At 75.1% G+C, this 18,974-nt stretch carries 15 protein-coding genes; 8 read left to right on the top strand and 7 right to left on the bottom strand.

From position 1 onward, the window contains the following. Positions 1–5: 5 nt before the first annotated feature. Entirely contained in the window at positions 6–1,496 is a 1,491-nt protein-coding gene (locus tag PP1_RS06350) for an FGGY-family carbohydrate kinase (protein WP_010234672.1), read from the bottom strand. A gap of 268 nt (positions 1,497–1,764) precedes the next feature. On the opposite strand from PP1_RS06350, the gene PP1_RS06345 reads away from it, so the two are divergent. Next, positions 1,765–2,910, top strand: a complete 1,146-nt coding sequence (locus tag PP1_RS06345; RefSeq protein WP_139323835.1) for a DUF4192 domain-containing protein — start codon at positions 1,765–1,767, stop codon at positions 2,908–2,910. A gap of 5 nt (positions 2,911–2,915) precedes the next feature. On the opposite strand, the gene galE is transcribed toward PP1_RS06345, so the two are convergent. After that, a complete protein-coding gene (gene galE, locus PP1_RS06340) occupies positions 2,916–3,884 on the bottom strand; it encodes a UDP-glucose 4-epimerase GalE (RefSeq protein ID WP_010235527.1) in 969 nt (322 codons plus the stop codon). Positions 3,885–3,983: 99 nt separating this feature from the next. Then, a complete protein-coding gene (locus tag PP1_RS06335) occupies positions 3,984–4,706 on the bottom strand; it encodes a metal-dependent transcriptional regulator (RefSeq protein ID WP_010235530.1) in 723 nt (240 codons plus the stop codon). Between the two features lie 72 nt (positions 4,707–4,778). On the opposite strand from PP1_RS06335, the gene PP1_RS06330 reads away from it, so the two are divergent. From PP1_RS06330 to PP1_RS06320, 3 genes are read left to right on the top strand one after another with little or no spacing between them, the layout of a single operon-like run. Further along, positions 4,779–5,717 (top strand): sulfurtransferase, encoded by a 939-nt coding sequence (locus tag PP1_RS06330; RefSeq protein WP_369821659.1) that lies wholly within the window; start codon positions 4,779–4,781, stop codon positions 5,715–5,717. Between the two features lie 43 nt (positions 5,718–5,760). Further along, positions 5,761–6,933 carry an acetoin utilization protein AcuC gene (locus PP1_RS06325; protein ID WP_010227061.1) on the top strand — a complete coding sequence of 391 codons (1,173 nt, stop codon included), beginning with the start codon at positions 5,761–5,763 and terminating at the stop codon, positions 6,931–6,933. Between the two features lie 60 nt (positions 6,934–6,993). Then, a complete protein-coding gene (locus PP1_RS06320) occupies positions 6,994–9,708 on the top strand; it encodes a bifunctional acetate--CoA ligase family protein/GNAT family N-acetyltransferase (protein ID WP_010227063.1) in 2,715 nt (904 codons plus the stop codon). 19 nt (positions 9,709–9,727) lie between these two features. On the opposite strand, the gene PP1_RS06315 is transcribed toward PP1_RS06320, so the two are convergent. Continuing rightward, complete coding sequence (locus PP1_RS06315) at positions 9,728–11,377, bottom strand: fumarate hydratase (protein WP_010227065.1); 1,650 nt, start codon at positions 11,375–11,377, stop codon at positions 9,728–9,730. 143 nt (positions 11,378–11,520) lie between these two features. On the opposite strand from PP1_RS06315, the gene PP1_RS06310 reads away from it, so the two are divergent. The 3 genes from PP1_RS06310 (at position 11,521) to PP1_RS06300 (ending at position 15,663) form a co-directional block, all read left to right on the top strand. Further along, positions 11,521–13,911, top strand: a complete 2,391-nt coding sequence (locus PP1_RS06310; RefSeq protein WP_010227067.1) for a xanthine dehydrogenase family protein molybdopterin-binding subunit — start codon at positions 11,521–11,523, stop codon at positions 13,909–13,911. 148 nt (positions 13,912–14,059) lie between these two features. Beyond that, the gene (locus PP1_RS06305) at positions 14,060–14,899 is read left to right on the top strand and encodes a fumarylacetoacetate hydrolase family protein (protein ID WP_010227068.1); all 840 of its coding nucleotides are present in this window, start codon (positions 14,060–14,062) and stop codon (positions 14,897–14,899) included. Then, positions 14,896–15,663 carry a maleylpyruvate isomerase family mycothiol-dependent enzyme gene (locus PP1_RS06300; RefSeq protein WP_010227069.1) on the top strand — a complete coding sequence of 256 codons (768 nt, stop codon included), beginning with the start codon at positions 14,896–14,898 and terminating at the stop codon, positions 15,661–15,663. Before PP1_RS06305 ends, PP1_RS06300 begins: the two co-directional genes overlap by 4 nt. Here PP1_RS06300 and PP1_RS06295 read toward each other — a convergent pair. Continuing rightward, positions 15,660–16,439 carry a hypothetical protein gene (locus PP1_RS06295; RefSeq protein WP_010227070.1) on the bottom strand — a complete coding sequence of 260 codons (780 nt, stop codon included), beginning with the start codon at positions 16,437–16,439 and terminating at the stop codon, positions 15,660–15,662. The genes PP1_RS06300 and PP1_RS06295 overlap by 4 nt on opposite strands. 1 nt (position 16,440) lies before the next feature. After that, complete coding sequence (locus PP1_RS06290) at positions 16,441–16,608, bottom strand: hypothetical protein (RefSeq protein WP_010227072.1); 168 nt, start codon at positions 16,606–16,608, stop codon at positions 16,441–16,443. 178 nt (positions 16,609–16,786) lie between these two features. On the opposite strand from PP1_RS06290, the gene PP1_RS06285 reads away from it, so the two are divergent. Next, the gene (locus tag PP1_RS06285) at positions 16,787–17,944 is read left to right on the top strand and encodes a glutamate-cysteine ligase family protein (protein ID WP_010227074.1); all 1,158 of its coding nucleotides are present in this window, start codon (positions 16,787–16,789) and stop codon (positions 17,942–17,944) included. A gap of 21 nt (positions 17,945–17,965) precedes the next feature. Here the strand turns inward: PP1_RS06285 and panB are convergent, their stop codons facing one another. After that, positions 17,966–18,838: a 3-methyl-2-oxobutanoate hydroxymethyltransferase gene (panB, locus tag PP1_RS06280; protein ID WP_010227076.1), complete on the bottom strand. Its 873-nt coding sequence runs from the start codon at positions 18,836–18,838 to the stop codon at positions 17,966–17,968. Positions 18,839–18,974 lie beyond the last annotated feature (136 nt).

Below are 18,974 nucleotides of genomic sequence, written 5' to 3'. Positions count from 1 at the left end.
GCGTGTCACCCCCGGTAGGCGCGGCGCCGCTCGTGGGACAGGAAGTGCGCGGTCTCCCGGGTCGCTGTGTAGAGCGAACGGTAGTGCGGGTGGAACCGGTCGTACACCTCGCGCGCGACCGGGTCCGGTTCGATGGTGCGGGCCACCGGGTTCCAGCGGCGCAGGTCAGGATCGGCCCCGGTCGCGACGGCGGCCAGCCAGGCGTCGCCGAACGCGGCGCCGACGGTCTGCTCCGGCACGTCCTGCGGCACGCCCGTCACGTCGGTGACGATCCGGGTCCACAGTCCACCCTGGACCCCGCCGCCGACGGCGACCAGACGCTTGGTCCCGCCGCCGGCCTCCCGCATGACCTCCAGGTTGTGCCGCACGCCGTGCGCGATGCCCTCCAGCGCCGCCCGGTAGACCTCGCCCCGGGTGTGACCGGTGGTGAGCCCCGCGAGGATCCCGCGGGCGTCCGGGTCGAACAGTGGGGTGCGCTCGCCCGCGAAGTACGGCAGGAGCAGCAGCCCACCGCTGCCCGGTGGCACCGCGCCGGCCTCACCGACGAGCTCGGCGAAGTCGGAGCCGGTCAGGTCGCGCAGCCAGTTCGTGATCGCACCGGACGTCGCCATCCCCCCGGCCAGGGTGTGCGTGCCCGGGACGACGCCCCGGGTGGTCCACATCGCCGGGTGCGGCCGGGGCCGGTCGATCACCTCGATCAGGAACATCGTGGTGCCGTACATGACCATCACCTCGCCGGGGGAGGTGACGCCGGCACTGGTCGCCTCGGCCCACGCGTCGACCGTGCCCGCGGTGACGGGCAGACCCTCCGGCAGCCCGGTCGCGGCCGCCGCGGCGGCGGTGACGTGCCCGGCCACCTCGGTCGGCCACAGGAGGCGGGGCAGCGCGATCCCGGGGGCGACGGCCTCGGCCCAGTCCCGCGCCCAGTCCGCGGCGGCCAGGTCGTACATCGGGTCGCACTGGCTGGCCGAGTGGTGGTCGAGCACGTACTCGCCGGTCAGCCGGTGCACCAGGTAGGACGAGCACATCAGGAACAGCGACGTGCGCTCGAACACCTCCGGCTCGTGCCGCGCCAGCCAGCGCCACTTCGGACCCACCGCCTGGGACGACAGCGCGGTCCCGGCCCGGGCCAGGATGCGGTCGGCGCCGATCTCCGCGGTGAGCTCGTCGATCTCGGCGGCGGCCCGGGTGTCGACGCCGTAGAGGATCGCGGGGCGCAGCGGCCGGCCGTCGGCGTCGGCGGGCAGCAGCGTGGGGCCGATCCCGGAGACGCCCAGACCGGCCGGCTCGGCGTCGGGGACGGCGGCGAGCAGCTCGCGGACGACGGCGGTGAAGTCGCCCCACCAGATCGTCTCCGCGTCGTGCTCGACCCAGCCGGGCCGGGGCTGTGCGGTCTCGTGCGCGCGGTCGGCGCGGGCGAGGACCCGGCCACCGGCGTCGGCGACGACACCCTTCGAGCCCGACGTGCCGATGTCGACGCCCAGATACACGCGCATGCGTTCTTCCTACCGTTCCGCCCGAGGCGGGCGCACCGGTCCCCGCCCAGAACATCGGTGCGGATCCGGGCGGCGGACGGTCCGTGGCCCGGTCACGGACGCCCCCTCCGACTCCTACCAGCGGGAGCCGACAGAACCGCGGCGCACCGGCACCGGGCACCGCCTGCTGTCCACGAGACGGTGTCGGAAAGGAGGCGCCCGCGGCTCCGTCCACAGCCCGGCGGGCGGTCCCGCCCGGACATCGCCCACCCGGCGCACGCTCACCGTCATGACCGCACACCCCCGGCCCGACGCCGATCCGCCACCGTCTCCTGTGCACCGACCGGCCGGGAGCGCCGCTCCCCCCTGGCCAGCGGGCGACCCTCCGCCGGCCGCGGGAGGGCGGCTCCGGCTCTCCTCGCCCGGCGACCTGGTCGCCGCGCTCCCGGTGCTGATCGGCTTCCATCCGGAGGACTCGCTGGTCCTGGTCGGGCTGGCCGGGCCGGAGCTGCGGGGCCGGGTCGGCCTCACGGTGCGGGTCGACCTGCCGTCCGGGCGGGACGTGCGCCGCGTGTGCACCGACGCGGTGTCCGTGCTCGCGGGGAGCGGGCCGGACCGGGCGGTGGCCGTCGTGGTGCGGGGCCGGCCGTCCGCCGCGCCCCGGCGCGCCCGGCGCGACGTCGCGCTGGCGGTCCGGCGGGAGCTGCGGCGGGCGGGGATCGGGCCGACGGCGGTGCTGTGGGCGTCGGGCACCCGCGCCGAGGACCGCTGGAGCTGCTACCCGCTTCCCGGACAGGCCTGCGGCTGCTCCGGCACGGTCCCGGACCCGACCGCGACGCCCGTGGCGGTGGCCGCCGCGGTCCAGGGCGGCCGGGCGGTGCTGCCCGACCGGGCCGCGGTCCGCGCCCAGCTCGACGGCGACGTCACCGACTCCGCGCGCCGGGCGCGGCTCGGGTCGGCACCCGTCCTGGTGGGTGGGCCGGGCCGGCCGGACCCGTGGTTGCTCGACGGCTGCCTCGACGACGCCGCCGAGGGGCGCCTGATCGTCGACGACCGTCTCGCGCTGGGCGTGGCGGCGGCCCTCGCCGATCCGGACTTCCGCGACGAGGCGCTGCGCCGGTGCCTCGGAGCGCAGGCACCGCACGCCGAGCAGCTGTGGGCGGCACTGACCCGGGCGCTGCCGGCGCCCGAGCGGGCCGATGCGGCCGCGCTGCTGGCGACCTGCGCGCTGCTGCGTGGCGACGGGGCCCTCGCCACGCTCGCCGTGGAGCGGGCACTGGAGGACCGCCCCGCCCACATCCTGGCCACGGTCGTGGACACGTCGCTGCGGGGTGCCGTGACCCCGGGGGTGACGCCGGGTCCGTACGCCGGGCCGGTAGGGCTGCGCCGGCTGCTCACCGCGGCGACCGGCGCCCCGGCGGAGGGCGACGGGTGACCGGGTCAGCGCCCGCGGGCGAACTCCCACGCGTCGGAGACGATCCGCTGCAGCTCGGTGCGCGACGGCTTCCAGCCCAGTTCCCCGGCGGCCCGCTCGCTGGACGCGACCAGCACCGCGGGGTCCCCGGCCCGCCGCGGCGCGACGACGGCCGGGATCGGGTGGCCGCTGACCGCACGGCAGGCCTCGACGACCTCCAGCACCGAGAAGCCGCGACCGCTGCCCAGGTTGTAGACGTCGTGCCGGCCCGCGGTCGCGTGCTGCAGCGCGAGCAGGTGCGCGTCGGCGAGGTCGTCGACGTGGATGTAGTCCCGCACGCAGGTGCCGTCCGGGGTGGGCCAGTCGTCGCCGTAGATCGAGATCGACTCGCGGGTGCCTGCGGCGACCTGCAGGACCAGCGGGATCAGGTGCGTCTCCACCGCGTGCCGCTCGCCGAGGCGCTCCGCGCCGGACACGTGCGCCCCGGCGACGTTGAAGTACCGGAGGCTGGTCGCGGCGAGGCCGTGCGCCGCGGCGTACGACGTGATCATGTGGTCGATCGCGAGCTTGCTCGCACCGTACGGGTTGGTCGGACGGGTGGGTGCGGTCTCCGTGATCGGGACCTGCTCCGGCTCCCCGTAGGTGGCGGCCGTGGAGGAGAACACCAGCCGCGGCACGGCGTGCTCGCGGATCGCCTCCAGGAGCCGGAAGGAGGCGACCACGTTGCCGTTCCAGTACTTCTCCGGCTTCTCCACCGACTCGCCGACCAGCGAGCGGGCCGCGAAGTGCAGGACGCCGTCGAACCCTCCGGCACCGAGCACGTCACCGGCCGTGCTGCCGAGCTCGCCCTCGACGAACGTGGCGCCGGCCGGGACGGCGTCGCGGTGCCCCGTCGACAGGTCGTCGAGCACGACGACCTCGTGTCCGGCCTCCAGCAGGTGCGCCGCGCACACGCTGCCGACGTACCCCGCCCCGCCCGTGACGAGCAGCTTCACTCCGGTCCTCCCCGCCTGGTCCGCGCCCGGGTCCGCGCCGTGCCGGTCCCGCGGCACGACCTTCTCACGGGCGCCCGCGGCGGCCGCCGCGAGGCCGGGCTACTGGGCCCGGACGAGGACCGCGTGCGCGACCAGCGGAGCGACCGTGGCCTTCTCGTCGTCCGCCGACGTGACGGGCACGGGGTCGCCGAACCGCGGGATCGAGCCGACCTCGACGCTGTTGCCCGGCACGATGCCGGCGAGCTTCAGCTCCGCCATGAGGTCGGCGTCGTTCTGCACGTGCTCGGCGATGCGACGCACCTCGACCCGGCCGCCGCCCCGGCGGGCGAGCTCGTCGAGCCGCTGCAGCCCGACCTCGAGCGTGGGCGGCACCGACGACGCGGCCGACGGCCCGTGGTCCTCGCGCTCCAGCTCGTCGAGGCCGGGGATCGGGTTGCCGTAGGGGGAGACGGTGGGCTTGTCGAGCAGGCGCACCAGCTTGCGCTCGACGTCCTCGCTCATCACGTGCTCCCAGCGGCAGGCCTCGGCGTGGACGAGTTCCCACTCCAGGCCGATGACGTCGATGAGGAGGCGTTCGGCGAGCCGGTGCTTGCGCATGACCGACACGGCGCGGCCGCGCCCTTCGTCGGTCAGCTCGAGGTGGCGGTCCCCGGCCACGACGACGAGACCGTCACGCTCCATCCGGGCGACGGTCTGGCTCACGGTCGGGCCGCTCTGTCCGAGGCGCTCGGCGATCCGCGCGCGCAGCGGGACGACGCCCTCTTCCTCGAGCTCGTAGATGGTCCGGAGGTACATCTCGGTGGTGTCGATGAGGTCGTTCACGTGGGGCCCCTTCGTTCGACGTCCAGTCTACCCAGGGCGAGCCCCGGGCACGGCGCACCCATCCGGGGCAGGATGGGCCGCGTGTCCGGTTCCATGATCACCCCTGAGGACCTGGTGGGGTTGCTGGCCCCTGCGGGTACGCCCGGCGGCGCAGCCGGTGTCCTCCGCCCGGTCGTGCTCGACGTGCGCTGGCGGTTGACGGGGCCACCCGGTAGAGACGATTTCGAGGCCCGTCGTGTTCCCGGGGCGGTGTTCGTCGACCTCGACTCCGAGCTCGCGGCGGGTCCGTCGGTGCCGGGGCCGGGCGGGCGGCACCCGCTCCCCGAGCCCGGGGCACTCCAGCGTGTGCTGCGCGCCGCCGGGATCGGCGAGGACGACCGGCCGGTCGTCGTCCACGACGATCGCGACGGCTCGGTGGCGGCCCGTGCCTGGTGGTTGCTGCGGTGGGCCGGGCTCGATCCCGCCCGGGTCCGGGTGCTCGACGGCGGGTTCGCCGGGTGGGAGTCCGCCGGTGGGCCGGTCGCGGGGACCGCGGGCGGCGCGGACGAGCCCGAGCCGCTGCCGCCGGGCGACGTCGTCGTGCGGGCCGGTGCGATGCCGGTCGTCGACGCCGACGGAGCGGCCGCGCTGGCCCGCGACGGCGTGTTGCTCGACGCGCGCGCCGCTGCCCGGTTCCGGGGCGAGACCGAACCGGTCGACCCGCGCGCCGGGCACGTGCCCGGCGCCCGCAACCTCCCGGCCGCCGCGAACGCCGGCCCGGACGGGCGCTGGGTCGGGCCCGACGTGCTCGCCGACCGGTTCCGCGCCGCCGGAGCGGCACCCGGCGTCCCGGTCGGTGCCTACTGCGGGTCCGGGATCAACGCGTGCGCCCTCGTCCTGGCCCTCGAGGTGGCCGGGCTGACGACGGCGGACGCGCCGGCGGCGCTCTACCCGGGCTCCTGGTCGGAGTGGAGCGCCGACCCCGCCCGCCCGGTCGCGACCGGTGACCGCCCGTGGGCGCAGGAGCGGTGAGTCCCGTGGCTGCGGCGGTCCTGCTGACATACGGTCCGGTGTCATGAGCGCGCGCACCTCGGTCGTGTGGACCCCGGACTTCCTGACCTACCAGCTGTCCGACGACCACCCCCTGAACCCGGTGCGGCTCGACCTGCACATGGAGCTGTCGCGCGCGCTGGGCGTGCTCGACGGCGTCGAGCTGATCGCGCCGGAACCGGCGACCGACGCCGAGCTGACCCGGGTGCACACGCCGGGCTACCAGACCGCGGTCAAGTCGGCGCCGGAGGCGCCGTTCGGGGTGGGCCACGGGCTCGGCACCTCCGACAACCCGATCTTCTTCGGGATGCACGAGGCGGCCTCGCTCATCGCCGGTGGATCGGTGGCCGCGGCCCGGGAGATCGCCGAGGGCCGGGCGGACCGCGCGGTGAACATGGCCGGCGGCCTGCACCACGCCATGCGGGACCGGGCGGCCGGGTTCTGCGTCTACAACGACTGCTCGGTCGCCATCGCCTGGCTCCTGGAACAGGGCTACGAGCGGATCGCCTACGTCGACGTCGACGTCCACCACGGCGACGGGGTGCAGGACGCCTTCTACGACGACCCGCGGGTGCTGACGGTCTCGCTGCACCAGCACCCGCTCACCCTCTGGCCCGGCACCGGCTGGGCCGGCGAGTACGGCCGCGGCGACGGCGAGGGCTACGCGGTCAACGTCGCGCTCCCGCCGGGCACCGGCGACGCCGGCTGGCTGCGGGCCTTCCACGGCGTGGTGCCGTCGCTGCTGGAGTCGTTCCGGCCCCAGGTGCTGGTCACCGAGTGCGGCGCCGACACCCACGCCGAGGACCCGCTCGCGAACCTGGAGCTGTCGGTCGACGGTCACCGGGCGATCTACCACGCGCTGCGGGAGATGGCCGAGACGACGGCGGGCGGCAAGTGGCTGGTGCTCGGCGGCGGGGGATACGCCCTGTACCGGGTGGTGCCGCGGTCCTGGACGCACCTGCTCGCCGTCGCCCTCGACCGCGACCTGCACCCGGACACCACGATCCCGGCCGACTGGACGGCCCGGGCGTCCACCCACACCCGCGCACCGCTGCCGGTGTCGATGTCCGACGGGGCGGACCCGTCGTTCGAGCGGTGGGGCGGCGGCAACGAGGACCGGGTGGACTCGGCCGTCCTGGAGACCCGTCGTGCGGTGTTCCCGCTGCACGGCCTCGAACCCGACGACCCGCGGGACTGAGCGGGCCCGCGGACGCGGAACGGACCCCGGTAGCGACAGGCGGACAGGACGACCACGCGCATGCCCGACGAGCAGCAGCCCCAGCAGGTCGAGTACCCGTATCCCCGGCAGTGGGAGGCCGACGTCGTCGCCTCCGACGGCGGGATCGTGCACCTGAGGCCGATCACCCCCGACGACGCCGACGCGTTGCTGTACTTCCACGGCAAGCTGTCGGACCGGACCCGCTACCTGCGCTACTTCGGCCCGTACCCGCGGATCTCGCCGCGGGACCTCGAGCGGTTCACCGTCGTCGACCAGCGCACCCGGGTCGCGTTCCTCGCCCTGCTCGGTGACGAGATCATCGCCGTCGGCCGGTACGAGGGGCTCACCGCGAACGGCGGGGCGGCGGCGTCGGAGGGCGCGGGGACCGACCAGCCCGTCACGTCGGCCGAGGTGGCCTTCGTCGTGCGCGACGACCACCAGTCCCGCGGGCTCGGGTCGATCCTCCTCGAACACCTCGCCGCGGCCGCCCGGGAGAACGGGCTGTCCCGGTTCGAGGCCGAGGTGCTGGTGGAGAACCACGCCATGGTGCGGGTCTTCCGGGAGGCCGGCTACCAGGTCAAGCGCGCCTTCGCCGAGGGTGTGCTGCACCTGGAGTTCGACATCGACCCCACCGAGAAGTCGATCGCGGTGCGGGACTCGCGCGAGCAGGCCGCCGAGGCGCGCAGCGTGGCGAACCTGCTGCACCCGTCGTCGGTCGCGGTGATCGGTGCCTCGGCCGACGAGACCAAGATCGGGCACGCGGTACTCGTGAACCTGCTCCGGGCCGGGTTCACCGGGCCCGTCTACCCGGTCAATCCCGACGCCCGGTCCGTGCGCGGCGTGCGCGCCTACCCCTCGGTGATCGACATCCCGGACGAGGTGGATCTGGCCGTCGTCGCCGTCCCGGCCGCGAACATCGACGAGGTCATGGACTCGTGCCTGGCCAAGGGCGTGAAGGTCCTCGTGGTGATCAGCTCAGGGTTCGCCGACGCCGGGGGCGGCGGGAAGGTCGCCGAGCGCCGCCTGGTGGCCGAGGCCCGTGCGCACGGCATGCGGGTGGTCGGCCCGAACGCGCTCGGTGTGGCGAACCCGGACCCGTCGGTGCGGCTCAACGCGACGCTCGCACCCGCGATGCCCGGGCCGGGGCGCACCGGGTTCTTCTGCCAGTCCGGCGCGCTGGGCACCGCGATCCTCGCGAACGCCCGCTCGCGCGGGCTGGGACTGTCGTCGTTCGTCTCGGCCGGGAACCGCGCCGACGTCTCCGGCAACGACCTCATGCAGTACTGGCAGACCGACCCCGGGACCGACCAGGTCCTGCTCTACCTGGAGTCGTTCGGCAACCCGCGCAAGTTCGCCCGGGTCGCACGGCGGCTGGCCCGGACCAAGCCGATCGTCGCCGTGAAGTCCGGCAGGCACACCGGCCCGTTGCCGTCGCTGGCCGGGACCGCCGCGCAGATCGACGAGTCGAGCGTCCAGGTCCTGTTCGAGCAGTCCGGGGTCATCCGGGTGCAGACGCTGCCGCAGCTGTTCGACACGGCACTCCTGCTCGCCTACCAGCCGATGCCCACCGGGCGGCGGGTCGCGGTCGTCGGCAACTCGACGGCGGTGAACCTCCTGGTCACCGACGGTCTGCTCGACGAGGGCCTCGAACCCGCCGGGGAGACCGTCGACGTCGGCACCCAGGCGTCGCCGGAGGCGTTCGCCGACGCGGTCCGCACCCTGCTGGAGGGGCCGGAGCAGCCGGACGCGCTGATCGCGGTGTTCGTCCCGCCGGTCGCGGTCGAGGGGACCGCGCACGCGCAGGCCCTGCGCGGTGCCGCCGCCGGGGCCGGCATCCCGGTGCTGGCTGTCTTCCTCGCGGCCGAGGGGATCCCGGCGGAGCTGTCGGTGCCGCAGGCCGACGGCAGCCCCGGCCCGGGTTCGGTGCCGAGCTACGCCAGCCCGGAGCGGGCGACGTCGGCGCTCGGCCGGGTCGCCCGCTACTCGGAGTGGCGCAACACGCCGGTCGGGGACTTCGTCGTCCCCGAGGGGATCGACCCGGAGCGGGCGCGCCGGCTGGTCGCGTCGTTCCGGCCCGACACCCCGCACGCGCTGACCGACGACGAGGCCGTCGAGCTGCTGGCCTGCTACGGCCTGGAGGTGATCGCGTTCCGCCGGGTCAGTGGCGCCGAGGCCGCGGTCGCCGCGGCGGAGGAGGTCGGCTACCCGGTGGTCATCAAGGCGACCGGTGAGCAGTGGCGACACCGCGGGGACTTCGTCGGCGTGCGGCTGGACCTCGTCTCCGCCGAGGCGGTCCGGGCCGCGCACGCCGAGCTGTCCCGACTCACCGGCTCCGGCGAGGTGTACGTCCAGCGGATGGCGCCCAAGGGCAGCTCGTGCAAGATCGAGGTGGTCGACGACCCCTCGTTCGGTTCCCTCATCGCCTTCGGGCTGTCCGGGATGGCGACCGAGCTGCTCGACGACCGGGCCTACCGGGTGCTCCCGGTGTCGACCGAGGACGCGAAGCGGCTGGTCCGCGCGCCGCGGGCCGCTCCGCTGCTGACCGGCTACCGCGGCACCGACCCGGTCGACACCGACGCACTCGAGGACGTCGTGCTGCGGATCGGGCAGCTCGCCGAGGACATCCCGCAGGTGCGGTCGCTGGCGCTCGATCCCGTGCTGGCCTCGCCCGACGGCGCTTTCGTGACCGGCGCCCGGGTGACGCTCGGCCCGGTCCCGGACCGCCGCGACGCGGGCCCCCGCCGGCTGCGCTAGCCGCCGGGGGCCCCACGCGTCAGCTCCGGAACGACACCTGCAGCGTCGGCGCGGAGGTGTCGGCGAAGAAGTCGTTGCCCTTGTCGTCCATCACCACGAACGCCGGGAAGTCCTCGACCTCGATCTTCCAGACGGCCTCCATGCCGAGCTCCGGATACTCCAGGACGTCGACCTTGCGGATGCAGTCCTGTGCCAGCCGGGCCGCGGGGCCGCCGATGGACCCCAGGTAGAACCCGCCGTTCGCGGCGCACGAGTCCACGACCTGCTTCGACCGGTTCCCCTTGGCCAGCATCACCAGCGACCCACCGGCCTCCTGGAACTGCGTCACGTAGGAGTCCATCCGGCCGGCCGTCGTCGGGCCGAACGACCCGGACGCGTAGCCCTCGGGGGTCTTGGCCGGGCCCGCGTAGTAGACGGCGTGGTCGCGCAGGTACTGCGGCATCGGCTCGCCGGCGTCGAGCCGCTCGGCGATCTTCGCGTGGGCGATGTCGCGGGCCACGACCAGCGGCCCGGTCAGCGACAGCCGGGTCTTCACCGGCAGCTGCGAGAGCTGGGCGCGGATCTCGTCCATCGGGCGGTTCAGGTCGACCCGGACGACCTCGTCCGACAGGTCCTCCGACGTCGCCTCGGGCAGGTACTGGGCGGGGTCGCGCTCCAGCTGCTCCAGGTACACCCCGGACGGCGTGATCTTCGCCTTGGCCTGGCGGTCCGCCGAGCACGACACCGCGACGCCGACCGGCAGCGAGGCGCCGTGCCGCGGCAGCCGGATCACGCGGACGTCGTGGCAGAAGTACTTGCCGCCGAACTGGGCGCCGATCCCGAAGTTCCGGGTCAGCTCCAGCACCTGCTGCTCCAGGTCGGTGTCCCGGATCGCGTGCCCCAGCGGGGAGCCCTCGGTCGGGAGACCGTCGAGGTAGCGGGCCGAGGCGAGCTTCGCGACCTTGAGGTTGTACTCGGCCGACATCCCGCCGACGACGATCGCGAGGTGGTACGGCGGGCAGGCCGCCGTCCCCAGCGAGCGCAGCTTCTCGTCCAGGAAGGTCGCGAGCCGCTTCGGGTTCAGCAGCGCCTTGGTCTCCTGGTAGAGGAAGGTCTTGTTCGCCGAACCGCCGCCCTTGGCCATGACCAGGAACTCGTAGTACGGGTCGCGGCCGGGCTTGGAGTAGAGCTCGATCTGGGCCGGCAGGTTGGTGCCGGTGTTCTTCTCGTCCCAGAAGGAGAGCGGCGCCATCTGCGAGTAGCGCAGGTTCAGCTCCTGGTAGGCGTCGAACACGCCGCGGGAGACGGCGGCCTCGTCGTCGCCGCCGGTCAGGACGGTCTCGGTCTTCTTGCCGACGACGATCGCGGTGCCGGTGTCCTGGCACATCGGCAGCACGCCACCGGCGGAGACGCAGGCGTTGCGCAGCAGGTCGGTGGCGACGAACCGGTCGTTGCCGGACGCCTCCGGGTCGTCGACGATCGCGCGCAGCTGCCTCAGGTGCGAGGGCCGGAGCAGGTGCTGGATGTCGGTGACGGCGGCGCGGACCAGGCCGGTGATCGTCTCGGGCGGGACCTCGAGGAAGGTGCGTCCGGCGGCCTCGGTGGTGGTACCCGCCGGCAGGTCGAGCTCGCGGTACTCGGCCTCGTCCGGGCCGAGCGGGAGCACGTCGGTGTGGTGGAACTCGGGCATGACCGGGACGCTACCGGGCGCGACCTCGGCGTGACCGCGGGTGGAGACGCAGCCGACGCGTGACGGGGACCGCTCACCGACGTAACCGGACGGCCCTCCGTTTCCGGTCGCCGTCGCTGGTCGCCGGCGCTAGCGTGGGACGCATGCCTGGCTCGATCCTGGGAACCTCCGTCCGCCGCGTCGAGGACGCCGACCTGATCACCGGCGCGAGCACCTACGTCGGCAACCTGCTGCACGGTGCCGGCGCCCCGCCCGCCCTCGCGCACGTCGCCTTCGTCCGCTCGCCGCTGGCGCACGCGCTGGTCACCGGCGTCGACACCACCGAGGCCGCGGCGGCGCCCGGGGTGCTGGCCGTGTACACCGCGGCCGATCTCGACCTGCCCGCCCACCACGGCCTGATGGTGCTCAACCCGGACCTGCCGCGCCCGCCGCTGGCGACCGGCCGGGTGCGGTTCGTCGGTGAGGCGGTCGCGATGGTGGTCGCCGACAGCCGGGCCGCCGCCGTCGACGCGACCGAGCTCGTCGAGATCGACTACGACCCGCTGCCCGCGGTCACCGACCCCGAGGCAGCCCTGGCCGAGGGCGCCGAGCTGCAGTTCCCCGAGCAGGGCAGCAACCTCGCCGCGGGCGAGCGCGGCCCGGAGCCGGACCCGCTGGACGACGCCGAGGTCGTCGTCCGGGCCCGGATGGTGAACCAGCGCGTGGCCGCGGTCCCGCTGGAGGGCAACGCGATCCTCGCCGATCCCGCCCCGGACCCGGCCGACGGCGACTTCGACCTGACCGTGCACGTCTCCACCCAGATGCCGCACGGGTTCCGCGCGCAGCTCGCCGGCCTGCTCGGCCTGGACACCGACCGGGTCCGGGTGATCGCCCCGCACGTCGGCGGCGGTTTCGGCGCCAAGGCCGGTGTGCTCGCCGAGCACACCGCGACCGTCGTCGCCGCACGGGCGCTCGGACGTCCCCTGGCCTGGGTCGAGACGCGCTCGGAGAACCTCGTCTCGATGCCGCACGGCCGCGGCCAGGTCGGCTACTACGAGCTCGGCCTGACCCGCGACGGCCGGATGACCGGCCTGCGGACCCGGGTGATCGGCGACGCCGGCGCCTACGCCGGCTTCGGCGGCGCGCTGCCGCTGCGCACGACCTTCCTGATGGCCACCGGCGTCTACGACATCCCGAAGCTGCGCTACGACGCGGTCGCCGCCCTGACCAACACGACGCCGATGGGCGCCTTCCGCGGTGCAGGCCGTCCGGAGGCCGCGGCCCACCTGGAGCGCCTGGTCGACGTCGCCGCCGCCGAGCTGGACATCGACCCGGTGGAGCTGCGCCGGCGCAACTTCCTCGCCCCGGACGTCTTCCCCTACACCACGCTGACCGGCGCCACCTACGACGTCGGCGACTACGACCTGCCGCTGCGCGAGGCGCTCCGCCTGTCCGGCTACGACGAGCTGCGCGCCGAGCAGGCCCGCCGCCGCGAGGCGGGCGACCCGGTCCGGCTCGGCATCGGGATCGCGGCCTACGTGGAGGTCACCGCGGGCGGGGGCGGCGGCGAGTACGGCTCGGTGACCGTCCACGCCGACGGGACGGCCACCGTCTCCGCGGGCACCTCGGCGCACGGCCAGGGGCACGCGACGTCGTTCTCGATGCTGGTCTCCGACCGGCTCGGGATCCCGCTGGAGAAGATCACCTACGTGCAGTCGGACACCGCGAAGGTCCCGCGCGGGGCGGGCACCGGTGGCTCCCGGTCGCTGCAGCTCGGCGGCACCGCGGTCGCCGAGGCCGCGCACGAGCTCCACGACCGCGCCCGCAAGATCGCGGCGACGCTGCTGGAAGCCTCCACCGAGGACGTCGAGATCACCGAGGACGGCCGGTTCGGCGTCGCCGGTGTCCCCGGCGGCCCGTCCGTCGGCTGGCCCGAGGTGCACGCCCAGGCAGCGACGACGGGGGAGGAGCTGCAGGTCGGGCTGGACTCGGAGCAGGCGGGGGCCACGTTCCCGTTCGGGGCGCACGTGTCGGTCGTCGAGGTCGACACCGACACCGGGCGGGTGACGCCGAAGCGGCACGTCGCCGTCGACGACTGCGGCCGGATCCTCAACCCGCTGCTGGTCGAGGGGCAGCAGCACGGCGGCATGGCGCAGGGCATCGCGCAGGCGCTGTACGAGGAGGTGCTCTACGACGACGAGGGCCAGCCGCTGACCTCCAGCCTCGCCGCGTACACGATCCCGACCGCGGCCGACATGTTCGACTACGAGACCGCGACCACCGAGACCCCGACGCCGCTGAACTCGCTGGGCGCCAAGGGGATCGGCGAGTCGGCGACGATCGGGTCGACCCCGGCGGTGCAGAACGCGGTGGTGGACGCGCTGTCCGACCTCGGCGTGCGGCACATCGACCTGCCGTGCACCCCGGAGCGGGTGTGGCGGGCGGTGTCGGCGGCCCGCGCCGGCGCCCCGCAGGACGCGTGGCGGGAGCCGCCGGAGGTGTTCGGCGACCTGCCGGTCCGTGGCGGGGGCGGTGACGACGAGGCCGCCATCTGACCCGCCACCGGGCCGCACCCACCCCGCGGTGCGGCCCGGCACGGGGGCCCGGCGGGCCCCGACCCACCCCCTGACTCCCGTTCCCGCCCGCGGTGGCGCAGACTCTGCGCCGGACGCAGACGGCGACACTCGAGGAGGGGCGCGCACGATGAGGCTCGCGACGATCCGGACCGCGACCGGGCACCGGGCGGTGCGTGTGGACGGCGACAGCGCCGTCGAGACGGGGGAGGCCGACGTCCGCGCGCTGCTCGAGCGCCCGGACTGGGCCGAGCACGCCGCGACCGCCGACGGACCGGTGCACGACGCGGCGGCACTGGACCTCGCCCCGCTGGTCCCCTCGCCCGAGAAGATCATCTGCGTCGGCCTGAACTACCGCGACCACGTGCTCGAGATGGGCAACGAGCTGCCGGAGTACCCGACGATCTTCGGCAAGTTCGCCCCGGCGCTGATCGGCGCCCGCGACGAGATCGAGCTGCCCCCCGAGTCCGACCGGGTCGACTTCGAGGCCGAGCTGACGGTCGTCATCGGGCAGGCCGTCCGGCACGCCGACGCCGAGTCCGCGCGGGCCGCGATCGCCGGCTACACGGTGCTCAACGACGTCAGCATGCGCGACTACCAGCGCCGCACGAAGCAGTTCCTGCAGGGCAAGACCTGGGAGCACTCGACGCCGCTGGGCCCCGAGCTCGTCACCCCGGACGAGCTCACCGCCGACCCGGCCGACGGCGGCGCGCTGCGCATCCGCTCCGAGCTCGGTGGCGAGACCATGCAGGACTCCACCACCGACCAGCTGGTGTTCGGCGTCGTCGACCTGATCGTCTATCTGTCGACGATCCTCACGCTCAACCCGGGCGACGTCATCGCCACCGGCACCCCGGGCGGCGTCGGCGACGCCCGCACGCCCCCGCGCTACCTCACCGACGGCTGCGAGATCGTCACCGCGGTCGAGGGGATCGGGGAGTGCCGCAACGTGGCACGGGCCCTGCGGTGACCGACGCCCCGGTCGCGGTACCCCCGCCGCTCGCGGACTCGCTGGCCTGGGCCGGCGACGGCCAGGCCCACCTGCGGGGGCTGATGACGCGGATGGGCGACGAGGCGTTCGGCGCGCCGTCGCTGCTCGCCGGCTGGAGCCGGGCGCACGTGCTCACCCACGTGGCCCGCAACGCCGACGCGATGATCAATCTCCTGCACTGGGCGAGCACCGGGGAGGAGACCCGTGCCTACCGGGACCCGCGGGCACGGGACGCCGACATCGCCGCCGGTGCGGCGCGCAGCCCCGAGGAGATCCGCGCCGACGTCGTCGCGACCTCGGACCGGCTCGCCGACGCCGTGCGTGCGATGCCGGAGAAGGCCTGGTCGGCCCGGGTCCGCAACGCGCAGGACGTCGAGATCCCGGCGACCGCGGTGCCCTGGGCGCGAGCTCGTGAGGTGTGGGTGCACGCCGTCGACCTCGACGTCGGCGCGTCGTTCAAGGACCTGCCGATCCCGATGCGGAAGGTGCTGGTCGCCGACGTCGCCGGGACCCTGGAGCAGCGTCCCGGCTGCCCGCACGTCCGGCTGGAGGAGTCGCGGACCGGTCAGGTGCGCGAGTTCGGGCCGGGACCGGCCACCGCCGACGGCGCCGAGCCCGGTGACCTCGGCACGATCCGGGGCCGGGCGCCGGACCTCATCGCCTGGCTCCTCGGCCGTCCGTTCGGCAAGGGCCTGCGCGACGCCGACGGCAACCGTCCCGCCCCGCTGCCGGTCTGGCTCTAGAGGTCCCGGCCCTCCAGCTCGTCCAGCCGGGCGGTGGCCCGTCCCAGCTGCCGGGCCATCTCGTCGAGCCGCGCCTGCAGCAGCGCCATCTCGGCGGTGAGCACCGCGACCGCCCCGGCCGTCGCGACCGGGTCACCGGAGTCGGGGAGGGGCGGGGCACCGAACGCCGAGTCGTCGAGCGGGTGCGGCCCGGTGGGGACGGCGTCCCCGGCCGGTACCAGCGGTCCGGCCGGTACGTCGTCGGGCAGCAGGAGCACCCCGGCCAGGCGGGTGAACCGTTCCGGCGTCAGCACCGGCCGGGCCCCCGCGCAGCGTCCGCACACCGGTTCCAGCCGCCGCCAGCCGTGCTGCCCGGAGCCGGTGTCGGCGAGCGCCGAGACGCCCGCGCCGCAGCGGCACGGCCGCATCCGGACCGACCGGACCCGCTGCCGGGAGTAGCGCAGTCCCAGCTCGTAGCGCCGGAACCGGCCGGACACCGCGACCTCGAGCAGGACAGCGCCCTGGTGCTCGGGTGCGCAGGCCAGCTCGCGGGCGTCGGCGTCGGAGTGGAAGCAGTAGAAGCCGCAGTCGCACCAGCGGGACGGGCACGCGTGCCGGCAGCCGTGGGCGCACAGCGCGTCGTCGACCGTGCGGTAGACGTGCGCACGCCCGAGGGTGACACCGCTGAACCCGGCCGTCGTCCCGTCCGCGGACAGCATCGGGAACGCGAGCTTGTGCCCCTCCAGCGGACCGGCCGGGTGCTCCTGCGGTGCGCGGCGGAAGAGACCGCTGGGCACGTCAGTCCTCGCGCGAACCCGTCCGGGCCGGCTCCTCGGTGGCCGCCGACCACCCGGTGAGCTCGGGCCGTGGGGCGGGGGCGGGTTCCGGTCGGTCCTGTGCGGCGGCGAGCCGGTCGGCCTCGTGGTCGACGGCGTACCCCTCGGAGATCTTGCGGCCCAGCCTCATGACGCCTCCCGTGTTCCGGGCTCCGGGCGGACCTCGTGTGGCCGCCGTCACCAGGCTGACCCCTCCGCCCGGTGTTGTCCAGGGCGGAACGGGTGAGCGAGGGCCGGGAACGGATCACACCGGCACCGGGTGCGCCCGGCGGTACCGTGCATCACCGGACGGACACCGGGGGTGATCGATGCGGGGCGCGGCGCGGTACGGGATCGAGCACGAGCTGGCACTCGTGCGGCCGGACGGCTCGCTGGCGGACTTCACCGTGCTGGGCCACGACGAGGTCGCGGCCGTCGTGGCCGAGCTGCCCGAGCTCCCCGGCGACCAGGCCGACCTGCGGATCGGCGACGCCGGGATCCGCCGCAAGCGCTGGTACGCCGAGGGCTACGAGCGGCTCGACGAGCAGGGCGAGCTGCTGCGGTTCGAGCCGAAGGGCATCGAGATCCGGACCGTCGTGCACGACTCGGTGGAGGCCACCGAGGCCGCGCTGGCGGCGGACGCGGCGCTGCTCGCCGAGGTCGCCGCCCGCCACGCGCTGCGGCCGGTGGCGATCGGCCACCATCCGGTGCGGTCGTCCTACCAGCTGGATCCACCGCCGAACGCCTGCGAGCGGGCGCTGATGGCGTCCTCCCCGGAGGAGCGCACCGCCCCGCTGCACATGGTCACCTGGGGGCCGGACCTCAACCTGTCGTTCCCCGAGGCCGGGAGCGATCCGGCGGTGCTCGCCGACGCGGCGGCCAAGCTCACCTACTACAGCCCCTACCTGGTGCCGTGGTCGTTCTCGTCGCCGTTCCGGGACGGGCGGCCGTGGGGCGGGCTGTCGGCACGGACGTCGCGCCGCACCGGGGCCCGTCCGGCCGCACTGGCCTACCTCGAGCCGGACGCCCCGCTGCTGCCGACCGACCCCAGCCTGGTGCGGCACGCCGGCATCCCCGGCGAGATCGGCCGGATCGAGTTCAAGGCGTTCGACGCGGTCGCGGTCGTGCCGGGGGAGGAGCCGGCCGACGGCTGCGGCACCGGCCTGCCCGGCGCGCTGCTGTCGCTGCTCGCCGGGCTGCTGCGGGACACCACGCTGCCCGGGCGCCGGCGCACGCCGGACGCGGTCGCGCACCGGCGTTCCGCGCTGCGGGGCTGGACCGACCCCGGCACCCGGGCCGGGTCGCAGGCCGTGCTCGACGCCGCCACGGCCGCCCTGCGGGACGAGCCCGGTCACGACGACCGCCTCGCGCTGCTGCGCGAACGGCTCGGCCGCCGGGAGACCCCGGCCGGCCGGATGCTCGCCCGGTACCGCTCCGGTGGCGGGATCACCGGCGTCGCGGCACAGGTCCGGCCGGCGGCCCTGTAGACGCACCGGCCGGACCGCGGCTCAGCGGTAGCTGTGCTCCTCCGCGGGGTACTCGCCGCCGCGGACGTCGGCGGCGAAGGCGGCCGCTGCGTCGTGCAGCACCGAGCCGACCTCGGCGTAGCGCCGCACGAAGCGGGGGACCCTGCCGCGGTTCATGCCGGCCATGTCCGACCACACCAGCACCTGGCCGTCGCAGTCCGGGCCGGCGCCGATCCCCACGGTCGGGATCCGCAGCTCACCGGTGACCCGCTTCGCGACGTCGGCGGGCACCATCTCCAGCACGACGGCGAACGCTCCCGCCTCCTGGACCGCCAGCGCGTCCTCGACGAGTGCGTCGGCGGCGTCGCCCCGGCCCTGGATGCGGAAGCCGCCGAGCGCGTGCTCGCTCTGCGGTGTGAACCCCAGGTGCCCCATTACCGGCACGCCGGACGCGGTGAGCGCCTCGATCTGCGGTGCGAACCGGGCGCCGCCCTCCAGCTTCACCGCGTGCGCCCCGGCCTCCTTCATGAACCGGAACGCCGACTCCTGGGCCTGGGCGGGGGAGATCTGGTAGCTGCCGAACGGCAGGTCGGCGACGACGAGCGCGCTGCGCGCGCCGCGGACGACGGCGCGGGTCAGCGGGAGCAGGTCGTCGATCGTGACGGGGATGGTGTTGTCGTGCCCGAACACGTTGTTGCCCGCCGAGTCGCCGACGAGCAGCACCGGGATGCCGGCGTCGTCGAAGATCTCGGCGGAGTAGACGTCGTAGGCGGTCAGCATGGGCCAGCGCCGGCCCTCCTGCTTCCACTGCGTCAGGTGGTGGACGCGGGTGCGCTTCGGCGCCGCCGGCGTCCGGTACGGGGCCTCGGCCTCGGTGCCGGGGGGCGTGCCCTGCTGTCCGGTCTCTGTGCTCACCAGTGAGCTCCTTCCGTGCCTCGAGGCCCACGCTGATCGCGGGTCCCCGGGTTCGCCGTCGGTGGCGGACGCCAGGGTGCACCCGGCGGCGGCGCGGTGGGCCGGGGTGTGGGAACGGTCACCGGGTGGCCGTCGC

Source organism: Pseudonocardia sp. P1 (genome assembly GCF_000178675.2).
In the GTDB taxonomy this organism is placed as follows: Bacteria; Actinomycetota; Actinomycetes; order Mycobacteriales; family Pseudonocardiaceae; genus Pseudonocardia.
The sequence above is the reverse complement of the archived record's forward strand: the minus strand, read 5'-3'. Positions and strand labels throughout refer to the sequence as shown.

What these genes read in the sequence shown, in the direction of transcription:
- PP1_RS06305 (WP_010227068.1), top strand. Translation starts at nt 14,060, where the DNA reads ATGAGGCTCGCGACGATCCGGACCGCGACCGGGCACCGGGCGGTGCGT.
- PP1_RS06285 (WP_010227074.1), top strand. Translation starts at nt 16,787, where the DNA reads ATGCGGGGCGCGGCGCGGTACGGGATCGAGCACGAGCTGGCACTCGTG.
- PP1_RS06350 (WP_010234672.1), bottom strand. Translation starts at nt 1,496, where the DNA reads ATGCGCGTGTATCTGGGCGTCGACATCGGCACGTCGGGCTCGAAGGGT.
- PP1_RS06320 (WP_010227063.1), top strand. Translation starts at nt 6,994, where the DNA reads ATGCCCGACGAGCAGCAGCCCCAGCAGGTCGAGTACCCGTATCCCCGG.
- PP1_RS06290 (WP_010227072.1), bottom strand. Translation starts at nt 16,608, where the DNA reads ATGAGGCTGGGCCGCAAGATCTCCGAGGGGTACGCCGTCGACCACGAG.
- PP1_RS06345 (WP_139323835.1), top strand. Translation starts at nt 1,765, where the DNA reads ATGACCGCACACCCCCGGCCCGACGCCGATCCGCCACCGTCTCCTGTG.
- PP1_RS06310 (WP_010227067.1), top strand. Translation starts at nt 11,521, where the DNA reads ATGCCTGGCTCGATCCTGGGAACCTCCGTCCGCCGCGTCGAGGACGCC.
- PP1_RS06325 (WP_010227061.1), top strand. Translation starts at nt 5,761, where the DNA reads ATGAGCGCGCGCACCTCGGTCGTGTGGACCCCGGACTTCCTGACCTAC.
- PP1_RS06330 (WP_369821659.1), top strand. Translation starts at nt 4,779, where the DNA reads ATGGGCCGCGTGTCCGGTTCCATGATCACCCCTGAGGACCTGGTGGGG.
- PP1_RS06315 (WP_010227065.1), bottom strand. Translation starts at nt 11,377, where the DNA reads ATGCCCGAGTTCCACCACACCGACGTGCTCCCGCTCGGCCCGGACGAG.